Source organism: Microbacterium sp. ZW T5_45 (assembly GCF_044987415.1).
In the GTDB taxonomy this organism is placed as follows: domain Bacteria; phylum Actinomycetota; class Actinomycetes; order Actinomycetales; family Microbacteriaceae; genus Microbacterium.
Genome location: NZ_JBJDRJ010000012.1, coordinates 68,382 through 90,196 on the forward strand (window position 1 = coordinate 68,382; position 21,815 = coordinate 90,196).

The window sequence follows — 21,815 nt, forward strand, 5'->3', positions numbered from 1 at the left end:
GCGTATCGGCACGGGCCCGTCGACACTCGGCGTCGCGAGTAGGCTCGACCGGGTGACCGACGACCCCAGCGTGGACGACTTCTGGCGCGAGTGCCGCACCGTCATCGACGGCCTGCCGGAGGACGCTCCGGAGGCGTGGGCATTCGGCGCGACCCCTGAGCACGCCGACGGTCTGCTCGCGCTCGTGCTCGCCGGCACCAAGACCGCGACGGCGTCATCGCTCTGGGACTACGAACACACCGGCGAGGAGCTTCCCACGGTGGGCCTGCTCAACATCATCCTCGACGGGCGCGGAGCCCCCAGGGCGCTGCTCGAGACGACCGCGATCGCCGTGGTTCCTTTCGACGAGGTCACCGCCGAACACGCCTTCAAGGAAGGCGAAGGAGACCGCACGCTCGCGCACTGGCGCGAGGTGCACGAACGCTACTGGCGCACGCACTCCGAGAGCCCGCGCGGCTTCGCTCCTGACATGCCCGTGGTCTGCGAAGAGCTCCGTCTGCTGCACGCCGCTCAGGCCTGACACGCACCCCGCGCCCGGCATCCGTATCACACGGGCTCGCCCTGCACGGGTCCTTCCGTGTTCGACCTCCACCCGAGCTCCGGAGCCACGTACTTCGCGAACGACTCGAGCACGTGCAGGTTGTACGCCGGGCCCAGCTGGTTCGGGATCGTGAGAAGCAGTGTGTCGGCGGCCATCACGGCCTCGTCGGCCAGCAGCTGGCGCACGAGCACGTCGGGCTCGGCGGCGTAGGTCTTGCCGAACGTCGACCGGTAGCCGTCGATGATGCCGATCTGGTCGGCGTTCTCCTCGCTGCGCAATCCGAAGTAGGCGCGGTCCATGTCGGACACGAGCGGGAACACACTGCGGCTCACCGACACCCGAGGCGTACCGGTGTGCCCTGCCTCTTTATATGCCGCACGGAACAGGTCGATCTGCTCGCGCTGCAGCTGGTGGAACGGCACGCCCGTCGCCTCGGTGAGCAGGGTCGAGCTCATCATGTTGAGACCCTTGCGCCCGGTCTCCTCCGCGGTCGCCCGCGCCCCGGAGCCCCACCAGATGTGATCACGCAGCGTCGGTGACTGCGGCTCGATCGCAAGATACTGACCGGCGCCGACCATGCGAGGGTCGCCCGGTGCGATCCGCTCTCCGTCGATCGCCGCGAGGAAGATGTCGAACTTCTCCCGCGCGAGCACGCTGCCGCGCTCTGTGTCCTCCTCATCGACGTACCCGAAGGTCTCGTAACCGCGGAGCGCGGTCTCGGGTGACCCGCGGCTCACGCCCAGCGCGATGCGGCCGTCCGCGATGTAGTCGAGCGCGGCCGCCTCTTCGGCGAACTGGAACGGGTTCTCGTACCGCATGTCGATCACACCGGTGCCGACCTCGATGCGCTTCGTCCGCGCAGCCATCGCGCTGAGCAGCGGCATGGGCGACGCGGCCTGGCGCGCCCAGTGGTGCACGCGCACATAGGCCCCGTTGACGCCGATCTCGTCGGCGCCCTCCGCGATCTCGATGGTCTGCTTCAGCATGTCGCCAGCCGTACGGGTCGACGACCCTGGCACGTCGGCGTAGTGACCGAACGAGAGGAATCCGAAAGCCTTCATGCTTCTATTCAACCGAATAGAAGCTGCGCTATTCCCCTGCGGGTTCCCGGCGCATCTCGACGTGACCGTGCGCGTCTCCACCGACCGTGCGGAAGCCGTGCCGCTCGTACCAGACGCGGGCGGGCGCGTCGTGCCACACCGACAACTCCACGGCCTCGGCTCCGGCATCCGCATGATCGAGCAGGCGCGCCAGCAATGCCTGCCCATATCCCCGGCCCCGCACCGCAGCGACGACGGCGATGTCGCACAGTCGGATCACTCCGTCGACGTCATCCGTGACGATGTATGCGACCGGCGTCCCGTCGGACGACACCAGATCCACGACGGCATCCGGATGCTGCGCCATCAAGCTGTGCAGCTTCGAGGCGAGCTGGGCTCCGACAAGCGGATCGGTCACGGCATCCGGCAGTCCGCGCAGACGCTGCCGCAGCTCGTCCGCGGCGATCGCCCCCACTCGAGGATCATCGAGCAGGGTCCGTTCCATCGATTCGCGATCCTCAGCCACGCGGCGGATAGATGCCCTCGAGCGCGATGACGAAGTTGAGGCCCAGGTACGGAGGCATGTTCTCGTGCGACTGGTCTCCTCCCGCGAGTCCCACGGCATCCCATGCCATGGCCGTGTCCGCCGCCGGAGCGTAGGCATTCCGGGTGGACCGGCCGAAGCGCGGCTGCGCCCAGCGTCGCCCTTGCGGATCTCCCGTGGTGCCCGCGCCCGCCACCCCGACCGCGGCGTGCGTGTGTGTCGGCATCTCCGTCGAGAGCAGCGTGACCCGCGATGTCCCGCCGATCTCCCCGATGTGACGCGGGGAGAGGCCCGGTCCCTGACCCTGTCCGATCGCGAACGAGGCGTTCAGATTCGGCAGCGCGAACGTGGAGCGACCGTCGCCGCCGTAGGAGGCGCCGAGCAGTGAGAACAGCGCCGTGTTCTGCGCGATCGGCAGGATCTGACCGTTGCAGAGAGCCCAGCCGAGGGGGGCGTAGCTGAATGCGACGGTGCGGATCTCGCCGAGGAACTGATCGGACATGGTGTCTCCGGGATGGTGGTCAGCCGCGGCTGGGGTAGATACCCGAGAGGGCGATGATGTAGTTCAGGACGAGAAAGGGGGGCTCGTTCTGGTGAGGGGCCGATGCCCCCGTCGTCGACACGGCGGAGGCGGCGAGCGTGCCGGCGGCACCGGTGCCGTACGCAGCATCCGCCGTGGTGGCCCAGTATCCGCCCTGCGGAGAGGCGGCCGACGCCCCCGCCGCTGCGGCGATCACCTGATGCGTGTGGGCGGGGATCTGAATCTGCGTCAGCGTGACGCTCTCCGCCCCGCCGGTCTGTCCCAGCGCGATCGTCGTACCCGAGTGCACAGGCCCCCGGCCGCGCAGATCGGGGAGCGCGAAGGTCGTCGTCCCGTTGCCGCCGTAGCGCACGCCGAGCAACGAGTACAGTGCCTGGTTCTGGGCGATGTTCAGCATCTGCCCGTTGCACGGCGCCCACCCTATCGGGGTGAAGGGGAACGCAACGCGCCTGATCTCTCCGAGGAAAGGGTCCATGATGTCTCCTCAGGCCCGGGTGGGGAAGACGCCCCAGAGGGCGATGATGTACGAGACGACGACGTAAGGAGGCATGTTCTCGTGCGGCTGCGAGCCGCCTGCCGGGCGGATCGCATCAGGCGCGAGGTTCGCCGTCGTCGCCCCTTCGGAATAGGCGTTCACCGCCTGCGCTGCCCACTTCGCCTGCGACGGCGACGTGCTGTTCGCATCGGCCGCGAAGCTCGCCTGATGTGTGTGCCCCGGCAGCTGCGCGGTCGTCAACGTCACCTGCTCGACCCCGCCCTGCTGACCCAGGGTGTGGGGAGTCCCGCCTGATGGGGTGCCCACACCCACGGGAGATCGGCCCTGAAGGTCGGGGAGTTTGAAGTTCGTCACGCCATCACCGCCGTAGGTGGTGCCGATCAGCGCGTACAGCGTCTCGTTCTCGGAGATGCTCAGCACCGACCCGTCGCAGAACGCCCAGCCGGCGGGCGGGTAGTTCCCCGCGAAGACGCGGATCTCACCGATGAAGGGTTCGCTCATGCCGCTTCCTCCCGGTGGACGATGCCTTCGAGCCGAGCACCGTTCTCGACGCTGACGAGGAACAGGGTCGCGAGGTGCTCGCCACCCTGCGTGAGGCGGTAGATGCCGTCCCGTGCTCCGGCGTCGACTTCGAACTCCACACGGAACCGGTGCTCGGGGTCACCGCCGACGATCAGGTCGCCGACCTCGACGAGCACGAGACGATGCTCGGACCACTGCGACGACCCGGTGTACGTCGAACCCTCTCGGCCTGCGAAGAGCGAACGCACGGGTCGATCCGGATCGACCCTCGGCGTCGAGGCGGATGCCGCGGGCGAAGCGGATGCCGCACCGGCAGCGACCGGGTCGATCGCTGCGACCGAACCGGACGCGGCGGCCGGCGCTCCGGCGGCGGCTCCGACGCCGAGCGCGACGGCTCCGACACCGAGCACGCCACGGCGCGAGAACACAGCAGTCATGGGCACTCCTGCAGTCGGTGCACCACGGTGTTGTGCCTGATCAGGCGAGGTGCGGGACTGACGCTATCACCGGGAGCCCCTTACCGATAGCATTCCGATATTCCAGATTCGTCTCGGCGTCCCGACGCCCGACCGAAGGACTTCGATGTCTGCTGCACGGATGTCCCCTCTGCCTCTGCGCGGTATGTCTCTGCGCGGCGTCGTCGCCGGTGGAGCAGTCCTCGCGCTCGTCGGGGTGGGTCTGGTGGTGGCAGATCCCGCCGCAGCCGCCACGACGATCACCGTGACCTCGACCGCCGATGACGACGCGAACAGCGCCTGCTCGACGTCGTCGGTGGTGACGACCGCAAGCCCCGTGACGCTGCGCAACGCGCTCTGCGTCGCCAACAACATCGGCGGAGAGTCGAGCATCACCGTGCCCGCCGGCACGTACACGCTCACGGACGGGCCCCTTGTGCTGGGCACCGGTCCGGGCACCGACGTCACTCTCACGTCGGTCGGTGGACGCGCGGAGATCGTCGGTGACGGCTCCTCGCAGATCCTCACGCTCGATCCGAACCTCGTCGGCGACGTCGACATCGAGATCGAAGGCTTCGGCTTCACGGGCGGACACGACACCGTGTTCGGCGGTGGCGCCATCATCGGCGGCAGCGCAGACGGTGCGAACCCCGACACCCTCGTCATCCGCGACTCCGAGTTCACGGACAACACCTCGACCGGTGGTACCGCGAACCCCGGCGGCGCGATCCAGTTCATGGGTGGCGACCTGACGATCGAGAACTCGGTGTTCGAGGGCAACAGCAGCGGAGCGGCGAGCGGCGGAGCGGTGTACTTCGGAGCCCCCGGAGCCGGTGGCGACCTCGAGATCACCGGATCGACCTTCCGCGACAACTCGGTCGCGCAGACCTCGACCATCGCTGTCGGCGGCGGCGCGGTCGCCTACGACACGGGCGGAACCGGCACGGCCGCGATCACCGACAACGTCTTCATCGGCAACACGGCCTCCGGCGGCCTCGCCTCCGGCGGGGCGATCCAGCAGGTGCGCGGACCGGCGTCGATCTCGAAGAACGTCTTCCAGGGCAACACTGCAGGCAATGCGGGCAGCGCAGTGGATGCCGCGAACGGCGCATTCACCGCGCAGTTCAACTCCATCACCAGCAACGCCGGCATCCCCTCCGTGCGCACGGCCGCATCGACCGCCGCGACTCTCACGAACAACTGGTGGGGCTGCAACGGCGGGCCGGGGACGGCCGGATGCGACACGGCGACCATCGCGACCGGAACCGCGGCACCGTTCCTCCTCTTCACGGCGACGACCGCTGCGGCCGCCGTCGACGTCGCGGGCACCACGACGCTCTCGGGTTCGCTGCGCACCAACTCGGCCGGTGACGCCATCGCCGGATCCGACCTCTCGGCCTTCGATGGCGACACGGTCACCTGGACCGCCGCAGCCCCGGCCGGATCGTCTGTCTCACCCAGCACCTCGGAGATCGCCGACGGAATCGCCACCACGACCTTCACCGCCGGAGGTGCGGGCGGCCCCGGAGGGGCGACGGCGACCTACGCCGGCATCGCTGCGCCCGTCGTCGTGGATGTGCGTCAGCAGGTGTCCTTCACGAGCGCCGACACCGCGACGGCGACGGTCGGCGCGCCGTTCGGCTTCGCGATCACCGCAGTGGGCTATCCGGCACCGACCGTCCAGCTGTCGTCGGGTGCCCTCCCCGTGGGAATCGCCGTCTCGGGCACCGGATCCACGCTCACCCTGTCGGGCGTTCCCACCCAGGCCGGCACCTTCCCGCTCGTCTTCACGGCATCGAACGGCGGAACGCCGGTCACGCAGACGCTCACGCTGAACATCGGCCAGGCTCCGTCGTTCACCGGCACGCTGTCCGCGACCGTCGCAGACGGCGACGCGGTCGACGCCGTGATCTCGACCTCGGGCGTGCCCGCACCAGGCATCGAGGCGACGGGCACCCTGCCTGCCGGACTGCAGCTCGACGACAACGGCGACGGCACGGCTCGTCTGCACGGCACGCCCACCGACGGACCCGGCGAGTACTCGATCGCGCTGACCGCCGAGAACAGCATCGGCACCGCGACCGGCGCCTTCGTGCTCACCGTCACCGCTGACCCGGCATTCACGAGTGCCGATCACACGACCTTCGTCGTGGGTGAGGCGGGCGCCTTCGCGATCACGGTCGACCCCGGGTTCCCCGCGTACGACGTCGTCACCCTCACCGGGCAGCCCGCCTGGCTCAGCCTCGACGGCACAGCCGGCACGCAGAGCCTCGTCGGCACGCCGCCGGTCGGCTCGGGGGGCGTCTATGACCTCACGCTGACGATCGACGGCACCGGCATCACCCAGGCGTTCTCGCTCACGGTGCACGAGGCACCCGTCGTGACCTCGCAGCCGGCGTCGACGAGCGTGCTCGAGGGCACGGATGCCGTGTTCTCGGCATCCGTGAGCGGCTACCCCGCGCCGGGCGTCCAGTGGCAGCGCTTCACGGCCGGCTCCTGGACCGACCTCGACGACGAGACCGACACCACGCTCACGATCGCGTCGCCGTCGATCGACGACGACGGGGCTCCCGTGCGCGCCGTGTTCACGAGCGCCGCCGGCAGCGTCACGTCCGACGAGGCGGTGCTCACGGTCGGCCAGCTCCCCACGATCGATGCGGTGGATCCCGTCACCGCTCCGGTCGGCGAGTCGCTCGAGATCGACGTGACCACCGGCGGGCTGCCGACGGGGACCCTCACGGCCGTGGATGTGCCCGCCTGGCTGATCTTCACGGATGCCGCCGACGGCACGGCGACCCTCACCGGCACTCCTGCACTCGCCGATGCGGGTGAGTACACCGTCACCGTGACGGTCGACAACGGATTCGGCACCGCCGATACGGAGATCGACATCACGGTCATCGGAACACTGCCGCAGTTCACGAGCCCGCTCGATGCCACCGTCGCGAGCGGTGACGAGGTCTATGTCGCACTCAGTGCCACCGGCACCCCGACGCCCGCGATCACCATCTCGGGCGCGCTTCCCGCCGGTCTCGAACTCGACGCCGATGACGACGGCACCGCGCGCCTGCACGGCACGCCCACCGTCGCGCCTGGCGAATACGAGATCGTCCTGACGGCGAGCAACGTGCACGGCACGGACACCGAGACGTTCACCCTCACGATCACCGCTCCCCCGGCGTTCACGAACGACGACGAGGCGACCTTCACGGTCGGCTCAGCGGGGTCGTTCGCGGTCACGGTCGACCCCGGGTTCCCGGTGAAGAACTCCGTCTCGCTCGTCGGGGCGCCGACATGGCTCGTGCTCGACGGCACTCCGGGTGCGCAGTCGCTGATCGGCACGCCACCGGCGGGATCCGGCGGCACCTACGACCTCGAGCTGTCGATCGACGAGACCTCCGTGGTGCAGGAGTTCACCCTGACGGTGAACGAGGCGCCCGTCGTGTCGGCACAGCCCGCGCCGCTGACCGTCCTCATCGGCGAGGACGCCGAGTTCACGGCATCCTCCACCGGCTACCCGGCACCCGCCGTGCAGTGGCAGCGTCTCATCGAGGGCTCGTGGACCGACATCGAGGGGGCGACGTCGAACACCCTCTCGTTCCCGGCATCCGTGGCCGATGACGGTGCGCTGTTCCGCGCCGAGTTCGCGAACGCCGCGGGAGTGACGACCTCGGACGAGGTCGCCCTGACGGTCGGGCAGCTGCCCGAGATCGCGGGCGTCGAACCGATCGACGTTCTCGCCGGGGCAGCCGTGACGGTGGACCTCTCGAGCACCGGTCACCCGACGAGCGTCCTCACGGCCGCGGACGTGCCGGCGTGGCTGACGTTCACGCCCGCCGCCGACGGCACGGCGACCCTCACCGGCACGCCGACCCTCGCCGATGCGGGTGAGTACGAGGTGGTTATCACGGCGACCAACCCCTACGGCACCGCGCAGACCACCATCGCGATCCGCGTGGGCGACACCGTGACGCTGCCGATCCTGCTTCCGCCGACGAGTGACGGCTCGCTGACCGGTGTGCCGGCGAGCGTCACACCGGGGCAGCAGCTCACGATCGGCGGCACCGGCTTCCTGCCCGGCGCCGTCGTGCAGCTCGGCATCTACTCCGTTCCGACGTCGCTGGGCACCGCGGTCGCGGATGCCGGTGGAGCGTTCTCGGCCGTCATCACGATCCCCGCCGACCAGTCTCTGGGCGCCCACACGGTCGCCGCGGCGGGCGTCGGAGCCGACGGCACCGCCCGTCTGCTCACGGCCGCCACGACCGTGATCGCCCCGAGCACCGATGACAGCGGAACCGGAACAGGAACAGGAACGGGCTCCGGCACTGGCAACGGCACTGGGACGGCCGCCGGCACCGGACTCGCCGCGACCGGATCGGATGCCGCGGGCGTGCTCGCGCTCTCCCTGCTGGGTCTGCTCGCCGCCCTCGGCGGGCTCGTGATCGCGCGCGGCGCGCGCCGACGCACCGTCTGACCTCGACGGGCTGCGGTGCGCTCAGGCGTGCAGCAGTCCGTCGAGGACGAGGCGACGGATGCGCGGCTCGAGGTCGGCCCACAGGTCGACCAGCGGCACCTCGAACAGATCCGCGAGTGCCGAGACGATCTGCATGACCGTCAGTTCGCCGTCGCAGGCGCCGACGAACGCGGCGAGCGCGGTGTCGACGCCCATCGTGCGACCGAAGCCTCCGCCCTGGCGCAGCTCGATCACGCTCGGGTCGTCATCGCCCGGCATCAGGTGGCGGGCCTCGGTGACGTCGGATGCCGTGAAGAGAGTGGCCGGGAGACCGTCAGCCAGAAGATCGTGCGCGGCCAATCCGTCGCGGAGGGCGCTGCCGACGTTCGACACCGGCTGCGGCATCCGCTCGATGCGGCGCAGCGGCGTGCGATCTTCGGATGCTGAACCCACGGCGTCCGGGAGCCGCAGCAGCACGTACCCGAAGCCGACGGCCTCGACGCCGCGAGCCGTGAAGTCGTCGAGCCAGGCGGTGAGCAGCGACCTGAAGGCCGGGTCGCGCGGAGTCGTTCCTCCGTCGCGGATCCAGAGCTCGGCGTAGGCGAGCGGTGTGAGCTCCTCGCGCTGGATCGCCCAGAGGTCGATCTCGGCGGGCACCCACGAGGCGAGCCGTTCGAGGCCGGGAGCGTGGGCGTGCGACTCCCAGTTGCCGAGCAGCTGCGCGGCTCCGCCGGGAGTGAGGAACGACGGCACCGTCCGCACGAACTGCTCGACGAGCGCGTCACCGATGAGTCCGCCGTCGCGATACTCGTACTCGGGAACGCCCTCGGCCCGCGGGGTGATCACGAACGGCGGATTTGAGACGATCAGGTCGAACGTCTCTCCGGCGACCGGCTCGAACATGCTGCCGAGCCGGAACTCGATGTTGCGTGCGCCGTTGAGCCTCGCGTTCAGCTCGGCATAGGCGAGTGCGCGGGTCGAGATGTCCGTCGCGACGACCGACGCCGCGTGTCGCGCGACGAGCAGCGCCTGGATGCCGCAGCCGGTACCCAGGTCGAGAGCACGGTCGACCTGGATCGGCATGACGATCTCGGCGAGCGTGCGCGAGGCGCCGCCGACTCCGAGCACGTGATCGGCGGGGAGAGCGCCGTCGAGCGCCACCTCATCGAGATCGCTGGCGATCCACCATTCGCCGATGCCGTCGGCATCCACGAACGACTGCGGCCGGATCAGCGCCGTGGGGCGGATGCTCTCACCCTCGCTGCGCGCGATACCCAGCGCCACCAGCCCATCGACGCCCGCCGTCGGCAGCGCGGCTGCGACGGCGGACACCGGCTGCGGCATCCCGAGCACGAAGAGTCGACCGAGGGTGGCGAGCACGCCCTCGTCGCCGGCGACGGCGCGGAGGATCGGCTCGCGCAGACCCCGGGCCAGGGCATCGTCGGCCTCCTCGCCCCACAGCCGTCGCAGCGGCTCCGAGCGGAAGTCGGCGGCGTCGAGGTCTACGGCGAGAGCGTCGCTGAGAGCGGGGTCGGGGACGGGTGCAGGGGTGTCGGACACGGCCGTCACTCTACGCGTCTTCAGGGATCTCCTTCGCTCGACGCCTAGAATCGCAAGGTCAGCACTCACGATCAGCCCAGTCACGGGCGTTCGAGGAAGCCCCCTAATGACCGTGTCGATCCCCGAGAGCGGCTTGCGTGCACGTGTTCAGCGTGCGGCGCGAGGTACCGCGGTCTTCGCGATCGCTGTGGGCCTGTGCGGGTTCGCCGCCGTGGGTCGTCCTGCGCCCGCTGTCGCCGCCGAAGAGGATGCTCCGCAGGTCGAGATCCATCTGACGACGGGCGGCAACGGCACCGTGCTGCCCGGCCTGTCGACCTCGGCCACGGTGACGGTGCGCAATGACACCGACAGTGCTCTGTCGGCCGGTCGCGTCGAGGTGGAGCTCAACCGCACCGCTCTGGCCGATCAGGCAGCGGTCAGCGCCTGGCTCGAGTCGGGCGACGTCGACGGCGATTTCGAATCGATCGCGGCCGATGACACCGCACGGGTGGACGCCACGTCCTCAGGCACGACGAGCATGGTCATCACACCGGAGTCCCTCGCAGGACTCGCCCCCGGGGTCTACGCGGTGCGCGCGGCCCTCGAGGGCGCCAGCACGGGCGCGACCGCCGACGACCGCGTCTCGCGCAACACCTCGACGAGCAGCGTGCTCGTGGTCGCCGGTGAGCAGCGGCCCCAGGTGACCGTGTTCGTGCCGATCACATCGACCCCCGACGACGGCGCTCTGCTGACGAGGGATGAACTCACCGAGCTCACGGCCGCCGACGGAGACCTCACGGCCCAGCTCGACGGCGTCGCCGGCACCTCCGCGGTGCTGGCCATCGATCCTGCGATCGTCGCGGCGATCCGGGTGCTGGGCACCTCGGCACCGAGCACTGCCGTCGACTGGCTGCAGCGTCTGGAAGAGCTTCCCAACGAGCGTTTCGCCCTGCAGTTCGGCGACGCGGACGCCACGACGCAGGCGCAGGCCGACCTTCCAGCGCTGCTCGCGCCGACGACACTCGCCCCGTATCTGAACGCCGCCGACTTCACCTCGCTGCCGGAACCCACGGGCACCCCTGACGCCGAGTTCACGCCGTCACCCTCCCCCACGGCCACGCCCGGTAAGGTGCTGCTCCCCGACGACACGGCTCTCACGCGCATCGGCACGGCGGAATCCGGCATCCTGTGGCCGCGATCCGAGGTGACGGTCGACGACCTCGCGCAATTCCGTGCATATCTGGGCGGTGAGAGCACGACGATCCTGTCGTCGACCTCTGTTCCCGGTGCGGTCGGACACGCGGCGGTCGGCGAGCAAGACGTTCTGGTGACGGATGCCGCGGCATCCGACGCGCTCTCGGATGCCGCCGCCGAGTCGGATGCCGCCGCCAGAACCGAGTCGCTCGCGGCGGCGAACGCGTACCTCTTCCTCACGGCGCAGAGTTCCCCGGGAACGATGATCTCCGTGGGTCTCGACCGCGACGAGGACCGCACGTCGGACGCGCTGCGGGCCGCCGTTGGTACCGTCGACTCGGCCGGCGTCGACCTCTCTGCGCTGCGGTCGGCACCCGCGACGTCCGCGGCTCTCGCCGAATCCACGCCGGACGAGCGCGGAGCATCACTGCAGCTGCTGCTCGGCGACGAGACCACGCTGGTCTCGTTCGCCACGATCCTCGACGATCCCCAGGTGCTGTTGAGCCCGGAGCGCATCCGCGTCCTGCGGACGATCCGGGTGGGTCGCGGCGACAGCCAGTTCGACGAGAAGGTCGCCGAGCATCGGCAGGAGACGCGCGCGACGCTGGATGCCGTGCACATCCCGGAGTCGAGCACGATCCAGCTCCTGTCGGCCAACGCGGACCTGCCTTTCAGCATCCGCAACGAGCTCCCCTGGCCCGTGAACGTGAACCTGACGGTCTCACCGAGCGACCCGCGACTCGAGGTGCAGTCGGTCACGCCGGCGCAGATCCCCGGCAACACGACGACGCGGGTCAAGGTTCCGGTATCGGCGCGCGTCGGCAGCGGCGAGCTGAACCTGCGGCTGTCGCTGTCGAGCCCGACCGGCGTCGGCGTCGCTCAGGATCAGACCGTGCGGGTCGCCGTGCGGGCCGAGTGGGAGAACATCGGACTCGCGATCTTCGGTTCGCTCATCGTCGTGCTGCTCGTGCTGGGCGTGCTGCGGACGGTGCACCGCAAGCGGCGCGAGAAGGCGGATGCGGCGAGCGGTTCCGCCGATTCCGTCGATTCCGCCGATTCCGTCGATTTGGAAGAGCAGAAGGACACCCTGTGAGCAGTCTCGGTCGCGCCAGCGCCCTCCTCGGCGCCGGCACCCTCGTCTCGCGCATCACCGGCCTCGTCCGCACGATCGTGCTCGTCGCGGCGATCGGCAGCATCGGCAAGGCCGGGGATGCGTTCGGCGTCGCGAACCAGCTGCCCAACAACGTCTTCACGATCATCCAGACCGGCATCCTCACCGCCGTGATCATCCCTCAGATCGTCAAGGCGGGTTCGCACAAGGACGGCGGGCGAGTCTATATCTCGAAGCTGTTCACCCTCGGCACCGTCGTCTTCCTCGCCGCGACAGGTGTCGCGATGCTGCTCGCGCCGGTGCTCGTCAACGTCTACGCCAAGGGCTACTCCCCCGATCAGCTGGCATTGGCGACAGCGTTCGCATACTGGTGCCTTCCGCAGATCTTCTTCTACGGGCTGTATGCGCTCATCGGCGAGACCTTGAACGCGAAGCGCGTGTTCGGACCGTACACATGGGCGCCGATCGCCAACAACATCGTCTCGATCATCGGCTTCCTCATCTTCATCGCGTTGTTCGGCGACGACCGCAGCCGCGTGGACATGTGGGATCCAACGATGATCGCGGTGCTCGCCGGGACCGCCACCGCGGGCATCGCCCTGCAGGCTGCTCTGCTCCTTTTCGCATGGCGGCGCACCGGCCTGGTCCTTCGCCCGGACTTCCGCTGGCGCGGCGTGGGCCTTCGCCATGTGGGCACATTGGCCGGCTGGACGTTCCTCATGGTCATCGCCGGGCAGCTCGCCGGGCTGGTCCAGACCACGATCGTCTCCGAGTCGACCGGCCACCCGTCCGTGTTCTTCATGCAGGCCGCCTGGCTGGTCTTCATGCTGCCGTACTCGATCTTCGCGATCTCGATCGGCACTCCCTACTTCACGCAGATCGCCGAGCACGCGGCCGAGAAGCGCGACCTCGACGTACGTGCGGACGTCGCGCGCTGCATCCGGGTCATCTCGCTGTTCGTGGTCGGATCGGGCGTCGCCCTCGCCGTCGCCGCCGTGCCGGCGACGCGTATCTTCACGACGAGTTCCGAGCAGGCCGTCCTGGCCGCTCCCGTGCTCGTCTGCTACCTCGTCGGTCTGCTGCCGCTCGCCGTGCTGTTCATCGTGCAGCGCGCCTTCTACGCCTACGGCGACACCCGTACGCCGTTCTACTTCACTCTCGTGCAGGTCGCGCTCATCATCGGGTTCTCGCTGCTGGCGGGGGCGATCGCGCCCGTCGAGCAGCTGGCCGCGGCCATCGCCCTCGGTCAGTCGGTGGCGGGTCTCGTCCAGACCGTCATCGCGATCCTCATTCTGAGATGGCGCCTCGGCGGCCTCGAGCTGCCCTCGACGTTGCTCTCGCTCGTGCGGTTCGCTGTCGCCGCAGTGCCCGCCGGTTTCGCCGGGTGGGGTGTCTACCTGTTGCTCGGCGCCGAGAGCGGCTGGATCGCGGGCAACACCGGCGCGAACTTCGTCGATCGTCTCCTCGGAGCCGTCGGCACCGGAGTGATCGGCCTCGCCGCAGTGGTCGTCTACGTGATCGTGCTCCTGATCCTGCGCGCTCCGGAACTGTCGGCCGCGACCCGCATGCTCCGCCGCTTCCTGCCCGGCCGCTGAGCCGCCGCATCCGCAGCATCCGCAGCATCCGCCCTCGTCCGCAGCATCCGCCCTCGTGGCGTCGAGTTCACGTGCACTCGCCGAGCGCACGGCTTCTTCGCGTCAGCATCCTGTGCAGTCGCCGAGTGAACGCGATGTCGACGCCACGCTCGCGCGGCGATGACCGCCCCGGCACGGGGAATTCCCCGCGGTTACCATTGGTTGAAGCAGCCGAACCCCTTTTCAGGGAAGAGAGAGAGCACATGCGTCAGGTCATCATCATCGGCTCCGGCCCCGCCGGATTCACCGCCGCCATCTACGCGGCGCGCGCGAGCCTCAAGCCGCTGCTGATCGCCAGCTCGGTCGAGGTCGGCGGCGAGCTGATGAACACCACCGAGGTCGAGAACTACCCCGGCTTCCCCGAGGGCATCCAGGGTCCCGAGCTCATGGCGAAGCTGCAGGAGCAGGCCGAGAAGTTCGGCACCGAGGTCGTCTACGACGACGTCACGTCGCTCGACCTGAACGGCCCCGTCAAGACGGTCACGCTCGGCAGCGGCGCCGTGCACGAGACCCGCGCCCTCATCTACGCGACCGGATCTGCCTACCGCAAGCTCGGCATCGAGGGCGAAGAGCGCCTCTCCGGCTACGGCGTCTCCTGGTGCGCCACCTGCGACGGCTTCTTCTTCCGCGAGAAGACGATCGCGGTCGTGGGCGGCGGTGACTCGGCCATGGAGGAGGCGACGTTCCTCACGCGCTTCGCCGACAAGGTCTACGTGATCCACCGCAAGGACTCGCTCCGTGCCTCGAAGATCATGCAGGAACGCGCGTTCGCGAACGAGAAGATCGAGTTCGTGTGGAACAGCGAGGTCGCAGAGATCCTCGGCGGTGACGCTGTCAGCGGCGTCCAGCTGCGGAACACGGTCGACGGCACGCTCAGCGACCTCAAGCTCGACGGCCTGTTCATCGCCATTGGCAACGACCCTCGCACGCACCTCGTGCACGACAAGCTCGACCTCACGGCCGAGGGCACGATCTGGGTCGACGGCCGTTCGTCGAAGACCTCGGTTCCCGGTGTGTTCGCCGCCGGAGACGTGATCGACCCGACCTACCGCCAGGCGATCACCGCTGCGGGATCGGGAACGGTCGCGGCCCTCGACGCGGAGCACTTCCTCGCGGATTTCGATGACGCCTCCGTCGAGTTCCCGGCGGCGGAGGCCGCCGAGATCCTCAGCGCCTGACACCTCGGGAACACAATCGGCTCATCCGCTGTTGCAACGGGTGATACCTCGAATCAAGGAGAGACTCTGATGAGTGCAAAGGCTACGAGCCAGGCGACCTGGGAGCAGGACGTTCTGCAGGCCGAAGGTCCCGTGCTGGTGGACTTCTGGGCCGAGTGGTGCGGTCCCTGTCGTATGGTCGCGCCGGTTCTGGACCAGATCCAGTCCGACAACCCCGACAAGATCACCATCCTCAAGCTGAACGTCGACGAGAACCCGCAGCTCGCGATGCAGTACCAGATCACCTCGATCCCGGCGATGAAGGTCTTCGTCGGCGGGGAGGTCAAGCAGAGCATCATCGGCGCCAAGCCGAAGCCTGCGCTCGAGCAGGATCTCGCCGCATTCATCGGCTGATCGCCCGCTGAGACGTCAGAAGGCGCGGACCGCGAGGTCCGCGCCTTCTTCGCGTCTCCGGATGCCGTCAGCGGGCGGTGTATCCGGCGTCCGCGTGGATCGTCGTGCCGGTCAGGTACGACGAGGCATCAGAGGCCAGCCACAGGCTCGCCTGGGCGATCTCTTCGGCCCGCCCGAAGCGGTTCAACAGGCTCAGTTGGGGCGCGTACTCCTCGGCCGTGTGACCGAACTGCTCCAGAGCACCGCGGAGCATCGGGGTGTCGATCGCCCCGGGGGCGACACTGTTGACGCGGATGTTCTGAGCGCCGTATTCGACAGCGGCGACCTTCGTCATACCGACCACGCCGTGCTTGGCCGCGACGTAGGCGATGTTGTTCGGCTGCGGGCGGAAGCCCGACACGGACGAGATGTTCACGATCGATCCGCCGTCGCCCTGAGCGAGCAGCTGACGGATCTCGTACTTCATGCACAGCGCCGTGCCCTTGAGGTCGACGCTCATGAGGCGGTCCCAGTACATCTCATCGAACTCGGCGACGGGCTTGTCATCAGGCGTCAGGGCCGCGTTGTTCACGGCCACGTCGAGCCGGCCGAAGCGCTCGACGGTCGCGGCCACCATGGCCTCGACCTGGGCGGAATCGGAGATGTCGGCCTTCACGAAGTGCGTCTCCGCGCCGGAGGACGCAATGTCGTCGGCGACGGCTCGGCCCTTCTCCTCGTTGAAGTCGACCAGCGCCACCTTGGCGCCGGCCGCGGCGAAGAGGCGCGCAGTCGCCTCGCCCATGCCCATGGCCGCTCCGGTGACGATCGCGACCTTATCCTGCAGTACGGGGAATGTCATTGTTCTCTCCTTGCTCCCATCTAATCTACACTTGTCGAATTGATTCGGAAGGCTCCTGTGATCGAAGACCCCCGGCAGACGCGCACGAGGGCCGCGCTCGGCGATGCGCTCATGCGCCTTCTCGCGAATGCTCCCCTCGACTCCATCAGCGTGGCGTCGCTGTGCCGCGAGGCCGGAGTGCATCGCACGACGTTCTACGGCCACGCCGGCGGCGTCGAGGAGTTCGCCGTCGACTACCTCACTCGGGATCTCGACCTCGTCGCCACCGTCGACTCGACGGCCGGGCCCGGCATCGACTTCTCGCGCTACCGCACCGCGCTGATCACGCTGCTCCAGCACGTCGCTGACGAGCGCGCCCTGTATCGTCCCCTTCTGAACTCTCGTTGGGGCGGGTCGCTGCGCGCCGCGATCGACGGCCGGCTCCGCGAACGATTCCTCATCGCGCTCGACGTTTTCCGGGCCTCGAATGTCGTCGGCATCCCCGATCGGCGCTCCGAGACCGTGGCGTTCCTCACCGGCGCTCTGGTCGGGATGATCGCCTCGTGGGCGGCATCCGATGACGAAGACGCGGTGACCGCCGCCGACCGTGTGCTCGCGCTCATGCCGGCGTGGTGGCCGGTCGAGCCCGAGAGCGACGCGGACTGAGACCCGATCACTTGTCGGAGACGTCGACGCGCACCCACCCGCGGGCGCTTCGCGCCCGATCGACGATCTCCTGGATGATCGGCGCCTTGGCCCGGTTGTAGCTCTCCGTGCCGCGCGCCGCGGCCGCCACGGCAGCGCACTTCGCTCGCCGGTATCGTTCGGCGTCGTCCGGATGCTCGATCAGCCAGTCCCTCAGAACACGCTGGTGCACGGCATCCCATCCGTCGGCCGGGAAGAAGTGTGCGATATGCGATCGGATGCCGTCGCTCTCGAGGATCATCACCGGATGTGTGCGCACCGCGCTGCCCAGGCGCCAGCCGTCGCGCTCCAGCCCTGCTCGGTGCCGCTCGAAGTCCTCGCCGTCATCGACACGCACCGCGATGTCGATCACGGGCTTGGCGCGCATGCCCGGGACCGCCGTGGAGCCGATGTGCTCGATCACCCAGCCCTGGTTGCCCGAGCGTCGGAGTCGTTCAGCCGCGACGCGGAACTGCTCCGGCCACGACGGATCGTAGGCGACGAGCATCCGTGGCATCAGGCGACCGTCGGATCCCATCGCCGGTAGCGCTGCTTCTCGTCGAGGAGCCCCCACACGGCCGGGGTGAGCTCGGGATACTCCAGCGCGATCTGGCGCAGCACGCGGTAGTGCCGGGCCTGGGTGGGCCGCACACCGTCGTTCGCGGCGATGTTGTCGGCACGAAGCAGGTACACGACGAGCTCGTCGACGCTGGGCAGCTCCTCCATGAACTCCCAGGGGTCCTCTCCCCCGAGCAGACGCTCCTGGATGAGCACGGCGAGCTCGTCGGCCGCTTCGGCACGCAGCACTTCGAGGCTGGCGCGACGGGGGACGGACTCGCTCATGCCTTCCAGCCTACGCGCGCGCAGGACGCCTGCGGCGCTCCACCCGGATGTCCTCGGTCATCTCCTCGAGCTCTTTGCCCTTGGTCTCGGCGACCTTGAAGTACACGAAGAAGAACGACAGCAGCGCGAAGAACGCGTAGAAGCCGTAGGCGAAGGGCAGGCCGATCTGGGCGAAGGCCGGGAACGTCGTCGAGATGAAGAAGTTCGCCGCCCACTGCGCAGCTGCCGCCACGGCGAGGGCGCCGGCGCGGATCGAGTTGGGGAACATCTCCCCCAGCAGCACCCACACCAACGGTCCCCACGTGGCCCCGAAGAACACGACGAAAGCGTTCGCGCAGATGAGTGCGATCGTCGCCCACGGGTCGGGGAGCGTGACGGCCCCCTCGGCATCGAGGGTTCCGAACGAGAACGCCAGGGCCATGAGACCGAGCGACAGTGTCATCCCCACCGAGCCGACCAGGAGCATGATTCGGCGACCGACGCGGTCGACGAGCAGGATCGCGACGATCGTGACGACGATGTTCGTGACCGAGGTGATCACGGTGATCGTGAGGGCCTGCGACTCCCCGAATCCGACCGACTGCCACAGCGTCGTCGAGTAGTAGAAGATCACGTTGATGCCGACGAACTGCTGGAAGACCGAGAGCAGGATGCCGACCCAGACGATGGGCTTGAGGCCCAGCCGGTTGCCGCGCAGGTCACGCAGCGATTCCGAGCGCTCGGTGTTGATCGTGCCGGTGATCTCGGCGATCTTCGCCTTGACGTCGATCGCTCCGGTGACGGTCGTGAGCACCTCGGAGGCCTGCTCGATGCGGCCCTTGGCGACCAGGTAGCGCGGTGATTCCGGCAGCTTCAGCGCCATGATGCCGTAGACGATCGCGGGGATCGCCTCGGCGATGAACATCCACCGCCAGGCGTACAGGCCCCACAGCGACTCCGCCGCTCCCCCGGCGACGTCCGCGAGAAGGGCGTCGGAGAGCAGTGCGACGAAGATGCCCGTCACGATGGCGAGCTGCTGCAGGGATCCGAGTCGGCCGCGCATGTGTGCGGGTGAGACCTCGGCGATGTATGCGGGGGCGATGACGGATGCTGCGCCCACACCGAGCCCACCTACGACGCGCCAGATGATCAGGTCGACGACGCTGAACGCCAGACCTGACCCGACCGACGAGACGAGGAACAGCACGGCCGCGGCCACCATGATCGGGATGCGACCCCACCGGTTGGCCAGGGGCCCTGCGAACCACGCGCCGACCGCACAGCCGATCAGCGCCGACGAGACGGCGAACCCCTTGAGACCGACTCCGAGATCGAATCCCGACGCGGAGCCGGCGAGGGCATCGACGGCTCCGTTGATGACCGCGGTGTCGAACCCGAAGAGGAATCCTCCCAGGGCGGCGGCGATGCTGATCGCGATCACGCGACCGCGGATGGATGAACCTGCTGAACTCGACATGATGGATGCCCTCTCCGACGTCCTGTTGACGCCGAGTCTAGGCCCGTGCCGAGACGTTCGGGCGGCGATTCAGCTCCGGCCGTAGCCTTCTTCGCCGATCTCATCGAGGATGCGGTTCAGGTCCTGGATCGACGCGAAGTCGATGGTCACGGTGCCCTTGCGCGCACCGAGATTGACCTTCACCCGGGTGTTCAGACGGTCGCCCAGCTTGCCGGCGACCTCGTCGAGGTAGGCCCGACGCGCACCGGGCGTCGGCTTGGAGGCTCGGCTGCCGCCCGTCGTCGGCATGGCCTTCGCAGCCTCCTCCGTGGCTCGCACGGAGAGATCCTGGTTGACGACCTTGTCTGCGAGACGCTGCATGGCCTCGGGGTCGTCCAGGCTGAGAATGGCCCTGGCATGGCCTGCGGAGATGACGCCCGCGGCGACGCGCTGCTGCACCGGAACGGGCAGCTTGAGCAGGCGGATCGTGTTGCTGATGCGCGGACGCGAGCGACCGATGCGCGTCGCGAGCTCTTCCTGCGTGATACCAAAGTCCTCGAGAAGCTGCTGGTAGGCGGATGCCTCTTCCAGCGGGTTCAGCTCCGAGCGGTGCAGGTTCTCGAGCAGCGCGTCGCGGAGCAGATCCTCATCCGCGGTCTCGCGTACGACGGCGGGGATCGACGTCAGACCGGCCTCACGCGCCGCGCGGGTGCGACGCTCGCCCATGATGAGCTCGTACTCGCCATCGCTGTTCTTGCGAACGACGACCGGCTGCATGACACCGAACTCGCGCACGCTGTGCACGAGCTCTGCGAGGTGCTCCGGGTCGAAGTGCGTGCGCGGCTGGCGCGGATTGGGGACGATCTCGTTCGGGTCGACCTGGATCAGATGGATGCCGGGGATCGATGCGAGCTGTGCCGCGGCATCCGCCGCCTTCGCCTGCTCGGCTTCCTCCACCTTCTGGATCGATGCTCCGGGGAAGAACACGTCCACGGGCCGCTCTGCCTGATCAGCGGTGGGGATGAGGGCGCTGATGCCCCGACCCAGTCCAGTGCGCTTCGCCATCATTTCTCCTTGCTCTGCGTCGCGCGCGACGCGATCTCGACGGCGGCCTCGCGGTACGCGATCGCGCCGGCCGACTGCCCATCGTAAGCGATGACCGTCTGCCCGAAACTCGGTGCCTCGGATACCCGTACGGACCGTGGAATCACCGTCTCGAGCACCTGCGTCGGGAAGTGCTCACGAACCTCTTCAGCGACCTGATGGGCGAGACGGGTTCTGCCGTCGAACATCGTGAGGAGGATGGTCGACAGGTGCAGGTCGGGGTTCAGATGCTTCTGGATCATCTGGATGCTGCCGAGCAACTGGCTCAGCCCCTCGAGTGCGTAGTACTCGCACTGGATCGGGATGAAGACCTCGGATGCCGCGGTGAACGCGTTGATGGTCAGCAGTCCGAGCGAGGGCGGGCAGTCGATGACGACGTAATCGAAGGGCGTCTCGTCGAGGAGCTCGAGGAGGGCTCGGCGCAGGCGATGCTCTCGTGCGACCTGGGATACGAGTTCGATCTCGGCTCCGGCCAGGTGGATCGTGCTGGGGGCGCAGAAGAGGTTCTCGTCCTCTGGGCTCTGCTGCACGATGTCGGAGAGTGGCACATCGCCGATGAGGACGTCGTAGATGCTCGGCGTCTCGGCATTATGCGGAACGCCCAGCGCCGTCGACGCGTTGCCCTGCGGATCGAGGTCGATGACGAGCACGCGTGCGCCGAGACCTGCGAGGGCCGAGGAGATGTTGACCGCCGTCGTGGTCTTGCCGACGCCACCCTTCTGGTTCGAGACCGTGAGGATGCGGGTGTCTCCGGTGAACTCGAGGGAGACCGCTTCGAGGGCTTTGCGTCGTGCGGAGAGGTCGGCGATCTCCCGCGCGAGCGGCGTGTCGATCCCGAAGGTGTTCGGTGTTGCCTTTTCGGACTGTTTCACGTGAAACATCCACTCCTTTCGGGGCCGTGTTCCACTCTATTCGACTCGTCTATCGATACGCGTTGTTCGGCAAGGTTCGGGGAGGAATCCGCGGGTCGCCCGGCTGTGGAGAGTCAGTCAGCGACTGCTCGCCTCCATGGATAGAGCCTGGTGCCGACGATTCGATCGATCTCTACAGGTCTCCCCGTTCGCGACGCCATGACCTACTGATCGCTCGGCGAAGTCGTCGGCGCAGCTGGCCCGAGCCCGGGCCGGCTGCGCCGATTGTGGGCTGCCGCACTCGGCTCAGCGGAAGGGGCCGCAGCCCCGTCGCAGCTACGTCGGAGCCGGCCTATCTGTGTAGAGCCCATACGGTGCCCCCGTTTCACGTGGAACATGATCGCGTCGGGCGCCGACTGTGCGTTTCAAGCCTTGTCTGG

General features: G+C 68.5%; 20 protein-coding genes. 7 read left to right on the forward strand and 13 right to left on the reverse strand.

Annotated elements, in window-relative coordinates; translation table 11 throughout:
* Positions 1-52: 52 nt before the first annotated feature.
* The gene (locus ACI3KS_RS08520; RefSeq protein ID WP_404917196.1) at positions 53-520 is read left to right on the forward strand and encodes an ASCH domain-containing protein; all 468 of its coding nucleotides are present in this window, start codon (positions 53-55) and stop codon (positions 518-520) included.
* 26 nt (positions 521-546) lie between these two features.
* On the opposite strand, the gene ACI3KS_RS08525 is transcribed toward ACI3KS_RS08520, so the two are convergent.
* Genes ACI3KS_RS08525 through ACI3KS_RS08550 form a run of 6 tightly spaced genes read right to left on the reverse strand, consistent with a single transcriptional unit; the run spans position 547 to position 4,121 of the window.
* Entirely contained in the window at positions 547-1,602 is a 1,056-nt protein-coding gene (locus tag ACI3KS_RS08525; RefSeq protein ID WP_404917198.1) for an LLM class flavin-dependent oxidoreductase, read from the reverse strand.
* 28 nt (positions 1,603-1,630) lie between these two features.
* Complete coding sequence (locus ACI3KS_RS08530; RefSeq protein WP_404917200.1) at positions 1,631-2,086, reverse strand: GNAT family N-acetyltransferase; 456 nt, start codon at positions 2,084-2,086, stop codon at positions 1,631-1,633.
* Between the two features lie 13 nt (positions 2,087-2,099).
* Complete coding sequence (locus ACI3KS_RS08535) at positions 2,100-2,627, reverse strand: phage tail protein (protein ID WP_404917202.1); 528 nt, start codon at positions 2,625-2,627, stop codon at positions 2,100-2,102.
* 19 nt (positions 2,628-2,646) lie between these two features.
* The gene (locus tag ACI3KS_RS08540) at positions 2,647-3,141 is read right to left on the reverse strand and encodes a phage tail protein (protein ID WP_404917204.1); all 495 of its coding nucleotides are present in this window, start codon (positions 3,139-3,141) and stop codon (positions 2,647-2,649) included.
* A gap of 9 nt (positions 3,142-3,150) precedes the next feature.
* Complete coding sequence (locus tag ACI3KS_RS08545; protein ID WP_404917206.1) at positions 3,151-3,663, reverse strand: phage tail protein; 513 nt, start codon at positions 3,661-3,663, stop codon at positions 3,151-3,153.
* A complete protein-coding gene (locus tag ACI3KS_RS08550) occupies positions 3,660-4,121 on the reverse strand; it encodes a hypothetical protein (RefSeq protein WP_404917208.1) in 462 nt (153 codons plus the stop codon). Before ACI3KS_RS08550 ends, ACI3KS_RS08545 begins: the two co-directional genes overlap by 4 nt.
* A 160-nt stretch (positions 4,122-4,281) precedes the next feature.
* On the opposite strand from ACI3KS_RS08550, the gene ACI3KS_RS08555 reads away from it, so the two are divergent.
* Positions 4,282-8,613, forward strand: a complete 4,332-nt coding sequence (locus ACI3KS_RS08555) for a beta strand repeat-containing protein (RefSeq protein ID WP_404917210.1) — start codon at positions 4,282-4,284, stop codon at positions 8,611-8,613.
* Positions 8,614-8,634: 21 nt separating this feature from the next.
* Here ACI3KS_RS08555 and ACI3KS_RS08560 read toward each other — a convergent pair whose 3' ends face one another.
* The gene (locus ACI3KS_RS08560; RefSeq protein ID WP_404917212.1) at positions 8,635-10,161 is read right to left on the reverse strand and encodes a methyltransferase; all 1,527 of its coding nucleotides are present in this window, start codon (positions 10,159-10,161) and stop codon (positions 8,635-8,637) included.
* A gap of 97 nt (positions 10,162-10,258) precedes the next feature.
* Between ACI3KS_RS08560 and ACI3KS_RS08565 the strand changes: the two genes are divergently transcribed.
* The 4 genes from ACI3KS_RS08565 (at position 10,259) to trxA (ending at position 15,641) form a co-directional block, all read left to right on the forward strand.
* Positions 10,259-12,418: a DUF6049 family protein gene (locus tag ACI3KS_RS08565; RefSeq protein WP_404917214.1), complete on the forward strand. Its 2,160-nt coding sequence runs from the start codon at positions 10,259-10,261 to the stop codon at positions 12,416-12,418.
* Positions 12,415-14,031: a murein biosynthesis integral membrane protein MurJ gene (gene murJ / locus ACI3KS_RS08570; protein ID WP_404917216.1), complete on the forward strand. Its 1,617-nt coding sequence runs from the start codon at positions 12,415-12,417 to the stop codon at positions 14,029-14,031. The genes ACI3KS_RS08565 and murJ overlap by 4 nt, the downstream gene beginning before the upstream one ends.
* 242 nt (positions 14,032-14,273) lie before the next feature.
* Complete coding sequence (gene trxB, locus ACI3KS_RS08575; protein WP_404917218.1) at positions 14,274-15,248, forward strand: thioredoxin-disulfide reductase; 975 nt, start codon at positions 14,274-14,276, stop codon at positions 15,246-15,248.
* A 69-nt stretch (positions 15,249-15,317) separates the two neighbouring features.
* Positions 15,318-15,641: a thioredoxin gene (gene trxA / locus ACI3KS_RS08580; protein WP_404917221.1), complete on the forward strand. Its 324-nt coding sequence runs from the start codon at positions 15,318-15,320 to the stop codon at positions 15,639-15,641.
* Between the two features lie 67 nt (positions 15,642-15,708).
* On the opposite strand, the gene ACI3KS_RS08585 is transcribed toward trxA, so the two are convergent.
* On the reverse strand, positions 15,709-16,479 hold the full coding sequence (locus ACI3KS_RS08585; protein WP_404917223.1) for an SDR family NAD(P)-dependent oxidoreductase: 771 nt from the start codon (positions 16,477-16,479) through the stop codon (positions 15,709-15,711).
* A 57-nt stretch (positions 16,480-16,536) separates the two neighbouring features.
* Between ACI3KS_RS08585 and ACI3KS_RS08590 the strand changes: the two genes are divergently transcribed.
* Complete coding sequence (locus ACI3KS_RS08590) at positions 16,537-17,124, forward strand: TetR/AcrR family transcriptional regulator (RefSeq protein ID WP_404917225.1); 588 nt, start codon at positions 16,537-16,539, stop codon at positions 17,122-17,124.
* A gap of 7 nt (positions 17,125-17,131) precedes the next feature.
* Here ACI3KS_RS08590 and ACI3KS_RS08595 read toward each other — a convergent pair whose 3' ends face one another.
* The 5 genes from ACI3KS_RS08595 to ACI3KS_RS08615 form a co-directional block, all read right to left on the reverse strand.
* On the reverse strand, positions 17,132-17,659 hold the full coding sequence (locus ACI3KS_RS08595) for a GrpB family protein (RefSeq protein WP_404917227.1): 528 nt from the start codon (positions 17,657-17,659) through the stop codon (positions 17,132-17,134).
* Positions 17,659-17,985, reverse strand: a complete 327-nt coding sequence (locus ACI3KS_RS08600) for a tryptophan synthase subunit alpha (RefSeq protein WP_404917229.1) — start codon at positions 17,983-17,985, stop codon at positions 17,659-17,661. Before ACI3KS_RS08600 ends, ACI3KS_RS08595 begins: the two co-directional genes overlap by 1 nt.
* 10 nt (positions 17,986-17,995) lie before the next feature.
* Positions 17,996-19,441: a sugar porter family MFS transporter gene (locus ACI3KS_RS08605; protein WP_404917231.1), complete on the reverse strand. Its 1,446-nt coding sequence runs from the start codon at positions 19,439-19,441 to the stop codon at positions 17,996-17,998.
* A 69-nt stretch (positions 19,442-19,510) separates the two neighbouring features.
* Positions 19,511-20,485 carry a ParB/RepB/Spo0J family partition protein gene (locus ACI3KS_RS08610; protein ID WP_404917233.1) on the reverse strand — a complete coding sequence of 325 codons (975 nt, stop codon included), beginning with the start codon at positions 20,483-20,485 and terminating at the stop codon, positions 19,511-19,513.
* Entirely contained in the window at positions 20,485-21,405 is a 921-nt protein-coding gene (locus ACI3KS_RS08615; RefSeq protein WP_404917235.1) for a ParA family protein, read from the reverse strand. The genes ACI3KS_RS08610 and ACI3KS_RS08615 overlap by 1 nt, the downstream gene beginning before the upstream one ends.
* Positions 21,406-21,815: the final 410 nt, after the last annotated feature.